This window comes from Cobetia sp. Dlab-2-AX, from assembly GCF_024124625.1.
GTDB lineage: Bacteria > Pseudomonadota > Gammaproteobacteria > Pseudomonadales > Halomonadaceae > Cobetia.
Genome location: NZ_JAMXRV010000005.1, coordinates 328,270 through 341,597 on the forward strand (window position 1 = coordinate 328,270; position 13,328 = coordinate 341,597).

At 64.6% G+C, this 13,328-nt stretch carries 8 protein-coding genes; 5 read left to right on the top strand and 3 right to left on the bottom strand.

Translation table 11 applies throughout. The features are described 5' to 3' along the window. Positions 1-119: 119 nt before the first annotated feature. The 3 genes from NH396_RS11075 to NH396_RS11085 all read left to right on the top strand — a co-directional run bounded on the left by NH396_RS11075 (position 120) and on the right by NH396_RS11085 (position 3,204). A complete protein-coding gene (locus NH396_RS11075) occupies positions 120-1,463 on the top strand; it encodes a sodium-dependent transporter (protein WP_176678506.1) in 1,344 nt (447 codons plus the stop codon). Positions 1,464-1,660: 197 nt separating this feature from the next. Further along, positions 1,661-2,203, top strand: a complete 543-nt coding sequence (locus tag NH396_RS11080; protein ID WP_153636693.1) for a gamma carbonic anhydrase family protein — start codon at positions 1,661-1,663, stop codon at positions 2,201-2,203. Positions 2,204-2,496: 293 nt separating this feature from the next. Beyond that, complete coding sequence (locus tag NH396_RS11085) at positions 2,497-3,204, top strand: metal-dependent hydrolase (RefSeq protein WP_175090651.1); 708 nt, start codon at positions 2,497-2,499, stop codon at positions 3,202-3,204. Between the two features lie 127 nt (positions 3,205-3,331). Here NH396_RS11085 and NH396_RS11090 read toward each other — a convergent pair whose 3' ends face one another. The 3 genes from NH396_RS11090 to NH396_RS11100 form a co-directional block, all read right to left on the bottom strand. Further along, positions 3,332-4,831, bottom strand: coding sequence for a sigma-54 dependent transcriptional regulator (locus NH396_RS11090; RefSeq protein WP_253063587.1), 1,500 nt, complete (start codon positions 4,829-4,831; stop codon positions 3,332-3,334). After that, positions 4,828-7,194: an ATP-binding protein gene (locus NH396_RS11095; protein WP_176678505.1), complete on the bottom strand. Its 2,367-nt coding sequence runs from the start codon at positions 7,192-7,194 to the stop codon at positions 4,828-4,830. Before NH396_RS11095 ends, NH396_RS11090 begins: the two co-directional genes overlap by 4 nt. 83 nt (positions 7,195-7,277) lie before the next feature. Next, positions 7,278-8,048, bottom strand: coding sequence for an FCD domain-containing protein (locus tag NH396_RS11100; protein ID WP_176678504.1), 771 nt, complete (start codon positions 8,046-8,048; stop codon positions 7,278-7,280). Positions 8,049-8,472: 424 nt separating this feature from the next. Between NH396_RS11100 and NH396_RS11105 the strand changes: the two genes are divergently transcribed. Next, entirely contained in the window at positions 8,473-10,179 is a 1,707-nt protein-coding gene (locus tag NH396_RS11105) for an L-lactate permease (RefSeq protein ID WP_176678503.1), read from the top strand. Between the two features lie 58 nt (positions 10,180-10,237). After that, positions 10,238-13,180 carry an FAD-binding and (Fe-S)-binding domain-containing protein gene (locus NH396_RS11110; RefSeq protein ID WP_253063589.1) on the top strand — a complete coding sequence of 981 codons (2,943 nt, stop codon included), beginning with the start codon at positions 10,238-10,240 and terminating at the stop codon, positions 13,178-13,180. Positions 13,181-13,328 lie beyond the last annotated feature (148 nt).

Below are 13,328 nucleotides of genomic sequence, written 5' to 3' on the forward strand. Positions count from 1 at the left end.
GGCGGGCGCTGCCACGCGCATGTCGCATTGGCCGAGGCCGGTACGGCTGCTATCTTGCTGGCCTTGGCCCCCGAGTGGGGCCTGTATCCTTCCCCCGTACCGAGACCACGAGAGCAGACATGAGCGAAACCACCGAACGCTGGGGCAGTCGCCGAGCCTTCATTCTGGCCGTGACCGGCGCCGCCGTAGGGCTGGGCAACATCTGGCGCTTCCCCTACATGACCGGCGAGAACGGCGGTTCCGCGTTTCTGCTGCTGTATATCGGTTTCGTGCTGCTGCTGGGCCTGCCGGTGATGATGGCCGAGATCATGATCGGGCGCGCCGGACGTCGCGGACCGATGCAGGCGCTGGCCCATCTGGCCGTCAGCGGTGGCCGCACCCCGCACTGGCGCTGGCTGGGACTGTTCGGCGCCATCACCATGTTCTTCATCCTGTCGTTCTATTCGGTGGTGTCGGGCTGGTCGATCGAGTATCTGGTCGATTCGCTGAAGGGTGACTTCAGCGGCATGAGCCCACCGGAGATCGGCGCTTCCTTCGGCGCCTTCCTGGAAGACCCGGTCACGATGACCTTCAACCACACCGTCTTCATGCTGATGACGATGAGCGTGGTGGCCGCCGGTATCTCTTCCGGGCTCGAGCGCCTCAACAACCTGATGATGCCGCTGCTCTACGTGTTGTTGCTGGCACTGGCCGGTTACAGCATCAGTACGCCCGGCTTCGGTCCCGCGCTGAGCTGGCTGTTCATGCCCGACCCGAGCGCCATCACGCTGGACGTGATGCTCAATGCCATGGGACATGCCTTCTTCACGCTGGCGGTCGGCGCCTGTGCTCTGATGGCCTACGGCGCCTACATGCCGGAGCGCCAGAGTCTGCCGACGGCCGCGATCGCCGTGGCGGCGCTGGATATCGGTGTGGCGCTGCTGGCGGGTATCGCCATCTTCGCGGCGGTCTTCAGCCAGGGCATGGACCCGGCCTCCGGCCCCGGCCTGATGTTCGTCAGCCTGCCGATCGCCTTCGCCAATCTACCGGGCGGCAGCGTGCTGCTGGCGCTGTTCTTCCTGCTGTTGCTGCTGGCGACCTGGACCAGCTCGATCAACATCGCCGAGCCCATCGTCGAGGTGCTGGAGGGTTGGGGCCTCAAGCGTCGCCACGCGGCACTGGCGGTCGGTGTCTCGGTGTGGGCGATGGGGCTGTTGTCGGTGCTGTCCTTCTCGAGCCTCAAGGACGTGCACGTGCTGGGCGAAATGAATGTCTTCGATGCGGTGACGACGATTCCGCCGGACTTCTTCCTGCCGATCGGCGGGCTGCTGATCGCTATCTTCGCGGCCTGGGTGATGCCGCAGAATCGTGCGCTGGCTGGCCTCGGCACATCGCGTGGCTTCTTCCGCACCTGGCGTTGGGTACTGCGCTGGGTCTCGATTCCGCTGGTCGTCGTCGTGCTGGGCTGGAGCTTCTTCAAGTAAGCCCGCTTGTGCCATCGGTACGTGAATCTGGCGTTGAGTCGGCGACAGGCGTGGGGCGATACGAGGGGCATGTCGAACCTGAAAGCGGGGCGTCGGGACGGGGGGGCGAAAACATCGCAACGCGAGTCAGGCCGTTGCGCTATTGGCATCCCGGTGTTTGGCGCAGTAGGCTGGGTGCCTAATTCAGGAGGTAAGGCATGAGCATTAGATCCTTCAAGGGCCTGACGCCGCGACTGGGCGAGCGGGTTTTCGTCGATCCGGCCAGTGTGGTGCTGGGTGATGTCGCCCTCGGGGATGACAGCTCGGTATGGCCGCTGGCGGTGATTCGCGGCGATATGCACCGTATCCGCATCGGCGCGCGCACCAGTGTGCAGGATGGCGCGGTCCTGCATATCACTCACGCCAGTGATTTCAATCCGGGTGGCTATCCGCTGGAAATCGGCGATGACGTCACCATCGGTCACAAGGCCGTGTTGCATGGCTGCACCATTCACGACCGCGTGCTGGTCGGCATGGGCGCCATCGTGATGGACGGCGTGGTGGTGGAAGATGAAGTCATCATCGCGGCGGGGGCGCTGGTGCCACCGGGCAAGCGTCTCGAGGGCGGGCATGTGTATGCCGGCAACCCGGCCAAGGCACTGCGCCCGATCAAGGACAGTGAGCGTGAGTTCTTCACCTATTCGGCGGTGAACTACGTCAAGCTGAAGGATCAGCATCTGGCCGAAGACTACGCCGACTGAATCTCCCTCGCACAGAGCGGCAGACGCAGCAATGATCACTCCCCCGTTGGCTCAGGCCAGCGGGGGAGTGCTCGTTTCAGAGCCGGATTATTCGCAAGTCAGGGTCGAATTTTCCGCAAGCCAGGGGCGGATTTTCCACGAGCTTTAGAAGGCAGAGATGGCAGTGGCGCGCACAAACCAGGACAAGCCATTGTTTTTCATGAAATGCTTGCGTCATAATCTGGACGTATATCCAGTGCCGGCGTGTGGCGTCTGGTCCAGTGACATCGTCGAGGGCTCGCGACCCGTATTTCATGGCCAATTTTCGTACCCATATCACCGTAGCGGCCTTTGCCGGCGGCATCGTCGCGGCGGCGGGCTGGCAGGGCGGCCTGTGGTCGCTGGCGGAGGGGGTTCCGCTGGCGAGTCTGACCACCTTCGGCGGTATCCTGCCGGATATCGACTCAGACAACTCGCGCGCCATCCGGATCCTGTTCACGCTGTTCGCGGTACTGGCGACCATGGCCTGCGTGCTGCTGCTGCAGGACCGCCTGCTGGCGGGGCCGTTGATGATGGCGGGCGGCGCCACCTATCTGGGCGTGCGCTATGTGGCCAGCGCCATCTTCAAGCGCTTCACCGTCCATCGCGGCATCTGGCACTCGCTGCTGGCATCACTGCTGTGCTCGCTGGGCGTGACGGCCGCCAGCCTGCATGTGCTGGGCCAGAGTGAAGAACAGGCCTGGTGGCAAGGCGCGGCCCTGTTGTTCGGCGCCATGATTCACCTGTTGCTCGATGAGATGTACAGCGTCGACATGGTCGGCGCACGCCTCAAGCGCAGCTTCGGCACCGCCTTCAAGCTGTTCGATTATCGTGAGCCGGGCAACTCGTTGGCGATGGTGGCGGTGATCGCTGCCATGACGCCCTGGCTGCCGCCCGTATCGGTGCTGGTGGACATCATGCATCTACAGGGGCCGCTGTCAGTGTTCGGCGAAGGTCTTTCGCGGCTGATGGCAGGCGTCTGATGCTGTCTGGCTGAAGGTCGGCGTGAATCTCCGTTGCGTTGTCTTGGTCGTGATGCCTTGGTTTTGATGCCTCTGTTGTGGTGCATCAGGCACGATACCTCAACCACGGTGCCTCAACCACGGTGCCTCAACCACGATAGGGCTCGGCGCTCAGGCCATGCTTCTTCAGCTTGTCGTAGAGCGTCTTGCGCGGCAGCCCCAGCCGTTCGCAGGCCATCACCACCTGGCCTTTGCTGGTCGCCAGGGCCTCGCGAATCAGCGCGGCCTCGAACGCCTCCATGCGCTGTGGCAGCGATTGCGCCTGCGTGGCTGCCTTCACGTTGTGTTCCAGTTTCCCCAGCTCGCCCGTGCCGGCGGTGATGTCTTCTCTGTCCGCCTCTCCTGTGGCTTTCGTGCTGTCCACGGCCGTGCCACTCGTGCCCGCGGTGAGCGGCCGCCCTTCCGCCATGCTGTCGCCGATGTTGCCCTCCAGCCCGCCCAGCAGCACATGGCGCTCCGCACAGTTTCTCAGCTCACGCACGTTGCCCGGCCAGTCATGCGCCAGCAGCGCCTGCAGGGTGGTGGCGTCCAGCGGCGGGACTTCCAGGCTGGTGCGTTCGCTGGCCAGGATCGCGAAGTGCCGGAACAGTTGCAGGATATCCTCGGCATGCTCGCGCAGTGGTGGCAGATACAGCGTGACCACGTTCAGGCGGTAGTAGAGGTCTTCGCGAAACTCGCCGGCGCTGGCCGCTTCGCGCAGGTCCCGCTTGGTGGCGGCGATGACGCGGATGTCGATGGGGCGTGGTGTATTGCTGCCGAGCCGCTCGATACTGCGCTCCTGCAGCACCCGCAACAGCTTGATCTGCAACGACATCGGCATCGATTCGATCTCATCGAGGAACAGGGTGCCGCCGTCGGCGTGTTCCAGCTTGCCGATGCGGCGCTCGCTGGCACCGGTGAAGGCACCTTTCTCATGGCCGAACAGTTCCGACTCGATCAACGTCTCCGGCATGCCGCCACAGTTGAGCGCCACGAAGGGCTTGCTGGCGCGGGCGCTGCGCTCGTGCAGGCAGCGGGCGACACGGTCCTTGCCGGCACCGGTCTCTCCATACAGCAGGGTGTCGGCATCGACTGCCGCCAGGCGTGACACCTGAGCATCCAGGCGCTGCATGAGGTCACTGCTGCCCACCAGTCTGGGGCCGGCGCTGTTGCGCTGGGTATCCAGCTGTTCGCGCAGCGAGCGGTTCTCCAGCGCCAGCCTGCGAGCGGCCACCGCGCGCCGCGCGCCATCGAGCATGCGCTCGCGATCGAAGGGCTTCTCGATGAAATCCCAGGCACCGGCCTGCATGGCCGCGACGGCGGTGTCGATGTCGCCATGCCCTGTCATCACGATCACCGGCAGCTCGTCATCCACGGCATGCGCCGCGTGCAGCAGGCTCAGGCCATCCATGCCCGGCATGCGAATGTCCGTGATCACCACACCCTCGAAGGGCGCTTCGGCGCGCAGGATTTCCAGCGCCTGCTCGGCACTGGCCAGCGGGCGAGTGCGGTAATCGGCCAGCATCAGGCTCTGGCTCAGGCTGTCGCGAAGGTGCGGTTCGTCATCCACCACCAGCACCTGCATGTCGGTATTCGTGACGTCGCTCATGACGGCTCCTGTGAAGGGTTGGCGGTGGGTGGCATCGGGGATTGTGAGGGCATCGAGAGCGCCGGCAGCGTTAGCCGGAACAGTGCGCCACCCAGTGGAGAGGGGTGCGCCTCGAGGGTGCCGCCGAGGTCGGCGACGATACGCGCGCTGATCGATAACCCCAGCCCGAGTCCCTGGCCGTCGGCGCGCTGGGTATAGAAGGGTTCGAACACGCGCACCAGTTGCGATGGCTCGAGGCCGGGGCCGTTGTCGTGGACTTCCAGCACGACCTGATCACCGGCGCTGCCCGTTTTCTCATGCAGGTTGAGCTGGATGCTGGGGGGCTCCGGGCGCTCGGGGGGCATGTCGGCAAGCGCATCCAGTGCATTGCCGATCAGGTTGACCAATACCTGCTCCAGACGTACCGGCTCGGCGCGCACCCGGGCCAGCGTTGGACCCGCTTCGCGAATGAGGGTCACGCCGAGCGCCTCGCAGCGTGCATGCAGCAGGCGCAGGGCGTAGTCGAGGCTGGTGGTGAGGTCGATGGCCTCCAGGCGGTCACCGCTCTTGCGCGAGAACTGACGCAGCTGCGCGCTGATTTCGCCCATACGCTGGGTCAGCTCGGTGATCTGGTGCAGGTTGCTCTCGACCTGGGAGGTCTGGGCGCGAGCGAGGAAGGCGGTCGCGTTCTCGGCATAGGCGCGGATGGCGGCCAAAGGCTGATTGAGCTCGTGATTGATGCCGGCGGCCAGCTCCCCCAGCACCGCCAGCTTGGCGGTCTGGATCAATTCATCACGCGTCTCGCGCAGCTCGCGTTCGGCGCGGGTGCGTTCCTCGACTTCGGCACTCAGGCGCGTGTTGCTGGCGGCGAGGTCGCGGGTACGCTCGACCACCCGTTGCTCGAAGGCATCACGTGCCTGAGCGAGCTGCTCGGCTTGGGCACGGCGTTCGCTGACATCGAAGACCGTGACCAGCCATCGTGGACCATGGGGGCTGGGCAGTGGCGAGCAGGAAAGCTCCAGTGGCACCGCGACTCCCTCGCGCAGGCCATGCACTTCCAGCGGCCCGACGGCGCGGTCCTGGGTCAGGCGGCCCAGCAGGTGGCGCTCGGCCGGCAGGAACAGCTCGCGCAGATCACGCCCCTCGCGGGCGCTGGGCTGGCGGGTTGAGTCGTCCGGTGAGGTGTCGGCGCTCAAGGGCGAGCCGAACAGCGCGATGGCCGTCGGGTTGAGATACACCAGCCGCACCCGCTCATCGAGGATACACAGGCCAGCCTGAGTGCGGTCGATGATGCCGCGCACCCGTTGCTGGCTGCTGGCGAGATTCTGGCGCTCGCGCTCGGCGAACAGGCGACGCTCACGCAGGATGCGCAGTCGCTGCCAGCCCAGCCCTGCCAGCAGACACAGCAAGGCATAGCCACCGGCCGCGAGACCAGCCGTCTGCCAGATACCGCTGCGCAGCGGAGCCAGTGGCTTGAGTACATGCAGGCGCCAGCCGATATCCGGCAGTGGCTGGGACAGGCTCAACCAGGCGTGCTGCCAGAGATCCCCCGGTGTCAGCTGCAACAATTCGATGGAGGTCGTGTCGCGGCGCGACTCAAGGGGCGAGCCCAGCAGCTCCGGCAGCGCCTCGCGATGATGCAGGCGCAGCGGACGCAGGCGCTGATTGGCATAGCGCTGGGTATCGAGCAGTCGGTTGCGTGTCTCCTCGCTGAGTGGCTCCAGCGTGCGCAGCACCCGTTGCGCCTGGCTGGCGATGAAGATCACGCCATGCGGATCAGTGACCATGATGTCGGCATTCTGGTCGAGCCATGCCGCCTCCAGCGCCTCTATCTGCACCTTGACCACGGCCACGCCACGTCGCCCCTGGGGGCTGGTGACGGCGGCACTGAAGAAGTAACCGCGTTCTCCTGAGCTGGTGCCCAGCCCGTAGAAGCGGCCTTCACCACCATTGATGGCGTCTTGCCAGTAGGGGCGGAAGCGGTAGTTCTGGCCGATGAAGGTGTTGGCGGAGCGCCAGTTGCTGGCGGCGATGGTGGTGCCGGTGTCATCGACCAGATAGAGGTCCGAGATGCCGGCCAGCTCACGCATGCGGTCCAGGCGCTGATTGAGCGCCACTTCCGCGCTGAGATCTTCAGGGTGATCCAGAAAGTCGCGCAGCTGGTCATTCTCTGCCACCAGCCTGGGCAGATAGGCGTGTCGATTCAACTGGCCGCGCAGGCTGGCGGCAGTCAGACGCAGTTCGTTGTCTGCCTCATGCCCCAGGCGCTCCAGCCCCTGGCTGCGCGCCATCGAGACCGCCTGCCACACGCACAGCATCAGCCCCAGCGGTAACACGACCGCCAGTACGAGACGCCACAGCTGCGGCAGGCGCGTGTCCTTCATCGGCAAGCCTTCATGTTCAGGCCCTCATCTCAAGCTCTGCTTATCCGGAGCTTCATGTTCAGCCAGGGCGTCATGACTGAGCGTCATGAGCCATCCGGCGCCGCCTGGGCACGGCGCAAGGCGCGCTGGGCACGAGTCTCGGCGCGTTCCAGTTCCAGCAGTGAATCCTCGACGAAGACCAGATGCTCATGGGCGGCGTTGCGCGCATCTTCGGCGCGGCCTTCCATGATCGCCTCGAACAGGCTGCGGTGTTGCTGGATCAGGCGCGGGCGTGATTCCGGCTTCTCGAACAGGTGGCGCAGGTTGGCCACGATGCTCTTCTCCAGCAGCTGGAACAGGCTGCGCATGGAATGCAGCAGCACCACGTTGTGCGCGGCCTCGGCGATGGCGAGGTGGAAGGCGGCATCGGCACCGGCCTCGCGCTGTGGGTCACGTCCCTCGAAGCTCTTCTCCAGGTCCTCGAAGCGCTGGCGCAGCATTGCCTTGTCGGCAGGTGTGGAGCGCATGGCGGCGTAGTAGGCGCTGATGCCCTCCAGCGCATCACGAAATTCCAGCAGATCGAGATTGAACTCACCGTGGCGACCCAGCAGTGCACTGAGCGGGTCCGACCAGGCGCGCGCCAGCTCTTCAGAGACATAGGTGCCGCCGCCCTGGCGTGAGGTCAGCAGTCCGCGCGCGGCCAGCTTCTGGATAGCCTCCCGCACGGAGGGGCGCGAGACTTCGAACTGCTCGGCCAGGGTGCGCTCCGGTGGCAGGCGCTCGCCGGGTTTCAGGCTGCCTTCGATGATCATGCTTTCGAGGCGCTCGGTGAGTACATCGGCGATACGGGGTTGGCGGACGGGGGCGTAACGCATGGAAGTGTCCTTGCGGCAAAGGTGAAAGGCGGCGCCGAGCGCTGGAAGGCCAGAGTGCGGCATGCAAGAGAGGGGCGCTTGCGGCGCTGCCGATGATCAGTGTGGCCCGTGGGCATTCCACGCCACAGCCGACATTGGTCTTACCAATATGTGTGATAACCACGCCTCGCGTGGGAGATGAGGACTATCAATAATTGGTAAGACCAATTTTACGCAATGGAGATGCTTTGACCAATGTCTAGATGCCCTATGCAACATGATGTTTGACCCCTTTCGAGGCGACGCCTAGATTATGCCGAAGCACGTCAGGGTAAATTGGTATGACCAATTTATCGAAAGGCCTGACCCAAGGGTGCGCCAACCCCGAGTCCTTCACTGCCGTGCCAGACAACAATCACAACAATCCGCCCGCGGAGTTTCCGTCATGTCCGAGCCACTGCTGGCCTTGCTGGCCTTCACCCCTATCCTGCTGGCAGGCATCCTGCTCGTCGGTCTGCAATGGCCCGCGCGTCGCGCCATGCCATTGGTCTTCCTCGTCACCGCTGCCATCGGCTATTTCGTGTGGCAGATGTCGCTGACGCGCATTCTGGCCTCCACGCTGCAGGGGCTGATGGTGACCGTCTCGGTGCTGTGGATCATCTTCGGCGCCATCTTCCTGCTCAATACGCTCAAGCATTCCGGGGCGATCGCGGTAATCCGCGGCGCCTTCACCACCGTCAGTCCCGACCGCCGCGTACAGGCCATCATCATTGCCTGGCTGTTCGGCAGCTTCATCGAGGGGGCTTCCGGCTTCGGGACGCCTGCGGCCATCGCGGCGCCGTTGCTGGTCGCCATCGGCTTCCCGGCGCTGGGGGCGGTGATGGTGGGCATGATGATCCAGTCGACGCCGGTATCCTTCGGGGCGGTGGGCACGCCGATCGTGATCGGCGTGAATGCGGGCCTCGACAAGGCCAATCTCGGTGAGCAGCTGCTGGCGAACCATTCCAGCTGGGAGGCCTTCCTGCAGCTGATCACCTCGGAAGTCGCCATCGTGCATGGCATCGTCGGCCTGCTGATGCCGCTGTTCATGACCGTGATGATGACGCGCTTCTTCGGAGCGAAGAAAAGCTGGAGCGAGGGGCTGTCGATAGCACCGTTCGCGTTGTTCGCCGGCCTGTGCTTCACGCTGCCCTACGTGGCGGCAGGTATCTTCCTCGGCCCGGAGTTCCCGTCACTGATCGGCGCTCTGGTCGGCTTGATCCTCGTGGTGCCAGCGGCGCGTGCCGGCTTTCTATTGCCGAAGGACAGCTGGGATTTTCCGCCCGAGGCCGAGTGGCCCAGGCATTGGCTGGGCGACCTGACGCTGGAGCGTGATGATGTCGAGGCCGCCGCAGCGGGCAGAAAGCCGCTGCCTCTGTGGCTGGCGTGGTTGCCCTATGGGCTGATCGCGCTGCTACTGGTCGCCTCGCGCGTATCGAGTGACTTCAAGGGCTGGCTGGTCAGCGTGCAATTCAGTGCCACTGACCTGCTGGGTGCCAGCGGCATCTCCGGCGCGATACAGCCGCTCTATCTGCCGGGCGGCATCATGGTCTTCGTGGCCCTGATCACGCTGCTGCTGCATCGCATGGCCTCTCGCCAGCTGGTGGCGGCGGCCAGCGAATCCTGGCGCACACTGGTCGGCGCCGGCTTCGTGCTGGTGTTCACCATTCCGATGGTGCGCATCCTGATCAACTCCGGCGTCAATCTGAACGATCTGGCGTCCATGCCGGTGGTGATGGCGGACGTGGTGGCTGACAGCCTCGGTCAGGCTTACCCGTTGTTCGCCTCGGGCATCGGCGCGCTGGGCGCCTTCATCGCCGGCTCCAATACGGTTTCCAACATGATGCTGTCCCAGTTCCAGTTCAATGTCGCCGCCCAGCTCGGGCTGTCGGGAGCGCTGATGGTGGCGCTGCAGGCGGTCGGGGCCGCGGCCGGCAACATGATCGCCATCCACAACGTCGTGGCGGCCTCGGCGACCGTCGGTCTGCTGGGGCGTGAGGGACGTACCCTGCGCATGACGGCGATTCCGACCGCCTACTATCTATTGGCCTCCGGCGTGCTGGGCATTCTGGCGTTCCATCTGGTGGGTCTGAGTGATCCGCTGCTGCCGTAAGCGTGATCCGTGCTGACTGATACCCTGAAAGATATCCTGACTGATAAAGAGACTGGCCATGACCGTCGCTGCTGCCCCTGACTCCACTGCTCACCCTGCCATGTGCGGGCATGCTTCACCCCAGGCGCGCGCTGCTGCCTACGACGCCCTGCGCGAGGCGTTGGCGCAGCACATTCCCGGTGAGCGCCTGATCCATGATCCGCTGCGTACCCTGGCCTACGGCACGGATGCCAGCTTCTATCGGCTGGTGCCGCAGCTGGTGGTGCGGGTGCATGACGAGCAGGAGCTGGGGCATGTGTTGCGCGAGTGCCGGACGCGCAAGCTGCCGGTGACCTTCCGTGCGGCAGGGACGTCGCTGTCCGGGCAGGCGCTGACGGATTCGGTGCTCATCCAGCTGGGCGGCGAGTGGCGAGGGGCGCAGGTGCTGGAGCAGGGCAGCCGCATCTGCCTGCAGCCGGGGGTGATCGGGGCGCGTGCCAATCAGCTGCTGGCCCCCTTCGGGCGCAAGATCGGCCCGGACCCGGCTTCGATCAACAGCTGCATGATCGGCGGCATCGCGGCCAACAATGCGTCCGGCATGTGCTGCGGCACGGCACACAACAGTTATCGCACCGTCGAGGACCTGCGCGTCATTCTCGCCGATGGCACCTGCCTGGATACGGCGTCGCCGGAGAGTGTGCAGGCCTTTCGTGCCAGCCATGGTGGCCTGCTGGCGGAGCTGGAGCGCATGGCGGCCAGTGTGCGCGCCGACCCCGAGCTGGCCGAGCGCATCCGCCACAAGTACCGGCTCAAGAACACTACCGGCTATAGCCTCAATGCACTGGTCGACTATGCCGATGGTCTCGAGATCCTCAAGCATCTGATGATCGGTTCGGAAGGCACGCTGGGTTTCATCGCTTCCATTACCTATCGCACCGTGATCGAGGAGCCGCACAAGGCAGCGGCGCTGGTGTACTACCCGAACATCGATGCAGCCTGTCGCGCCACCATGTTGCTGAAGACGGCGCCGGTCGCGGCGGTGGAGCTGATGGACCGCGCGGCGCTGCGCTCCGTCGAGGACGCACCGGGCATGCCGGACGAGTTGCGCACCCTGCCGGAAGCGGCGGTCGCGCTGCTGGTGGATGTGCGGGGCGCGCATCATCAGGAGTTGGAGGCGCGCATGGCCGAGGTGGGCCGCGTGCTGGAAGGCATCGAAACCTGCGAGTCGTGGGCCTTCACTCAGGATGCGCAGCGTTATGCGCTGTACTGGAAGATCCGCAAGGGCCTGTTCCCGGCTGTCGGCGCAGTGCGTGATCTGGGGACTACCGTGATCATCGAGGATGTCGCCTTCCCCATCGAGCGGCTGGCGGAAGGCGTCGGTGCGCTGACGGAGGTCTTCCAGCGGCATGGTTACTCCCAGGCGATCCTGTTTGGTCACGCGCTGGAGGGCAATCTTCACTTCGTCTTCCCGCAAGGCTTCGAGCGCGAAGGTGAGGTGGAGCGCTATCAGGCGCTGATGGATGACGTCGCGCAGCTGGTGGGGCAGGAATATGGTGGCTCGCTCAAGGCCGAGCATGGCACCGGTCGCAACATGGCGCCTTATGTAGAGCTTGAGTGGGGCAAGGATGCCTATGCCCTGATGTGGCGAATCAAGGAGGTCTTCGATCCGGACAACCTGCTCAACCCGGAAGTGATCCTGACGCGCAATCCTCGCCTGCATCTGGAAAACCTCAAGCCACTGCCGGCAGCGGACCCGCTGGTGGACCGCTGCATCGAGTGCGGTTTCTGTGAGTCGGTCTGTCCGTCGAAGAATCTGAGCCTGACGCCGCGCCAGCGCATCGTCATCCGTCGGGAGATCGCACGCCTGGCTGCGCTTGAGTCACCGGATGATGCACAGCGCGACCAGCTGGCAGCGCTCAGGAAGGAATACGCCTATCAGGGCATGGAGACCTGTGCGGGGGATGGCCTGTGCGCGACCCAGTGTCCGGTCGGTATCAATACCGGTGATCTGATCCGGGGATTGCGTCATGAAGAGAACGCCGGTGCCGATCATCCAGGCAAGGTGAAGGTGGCGCAGTGGTCCGGAGAGCACTTCACTCATATCACCAGTGGCATGCGTGGGGTGCTCAGGCTGGCGGATGGGCTGCATGGCGTCGTCGGTACGCGCAACATGCGTCGCCTGACCCGGGCTGCTCGCAAGGTGTCCGGTGACAGGGTGCAGCAATGGTCTCCCAGTATGCCGGCGGCCGCGCCGCGCCCGTATCTCAAACGCCTGGCACAACCCTTGGGTCGCAGTGAGGCGCCGAATGGGCACGTCGTCTATTTTCCGTCCTGCGCCACGCGTGTCTTCGGGGTCGCTACTGATGATCGCGATCCGCGCAGTGTCACCGAGATGGCGCTGGCCTTGATGGACAAGGCAGGCTTCGAGGTCGTGCTGCCGAAAGGGGGGGAAGCGCTGTGCTGTGGCATGGCCTTCCAGTCCAAGGGGCAGTTCGAGGCGGGAGATGCCAAGGCCGCCGAGTTGGCAGCGGCGCTGGTGGAGGCGAGTGACGGCGGACGGCTGCCGATCTTCTGTGATACCAGCCCGTGCCTGGCACAGGCTCAGGCCTATGCGCGCGAGCATCTTGAAGTGTCGCTGACTCTGGTCGAGCCGGTGCAGCTGGTCCTCGACTATCTATTGCCCTATCTCTCGATCACACCGCTCAAGGCGAAAGTCGCGGTGCATGTCACCTGCTCCAGTGTCCGAATGGGGCTGGCGGAGCAGTTCGTGGCGCTGGCGCGGCAGTGCGCCAGTGAAGTCGTCGTGCCGCAAGAGATCACCTGCTGCGGCTTCGCCGGCGACAAGGGCTTCAGTACCCCGGAGCTTAATGCTTCGGCATTGAAGGGGCTGAAGGAGGTAGTGGCCGATTGCGACTACGGAGTTTCCAATTCGCGCACCTGCGAGATAGGGCTGAGTGAGCACTCCGGGCTCAGCTATCAATCGATTCTCGGTCTGGTCGATAGAGCATCGGCACCAAGGTGATGGGAGGTGTACGAGATGCATGACACCCTGATGACAATCTCTTGAAAAAGCCCTTGCCCTCACGGCGGTTCGTGCGTAAAGTACGCATCCGCTGCCGGGGACGCATGGCGTTACCAGCGGTGAAAGAGGTTTGCAGGTGATTGTTTTA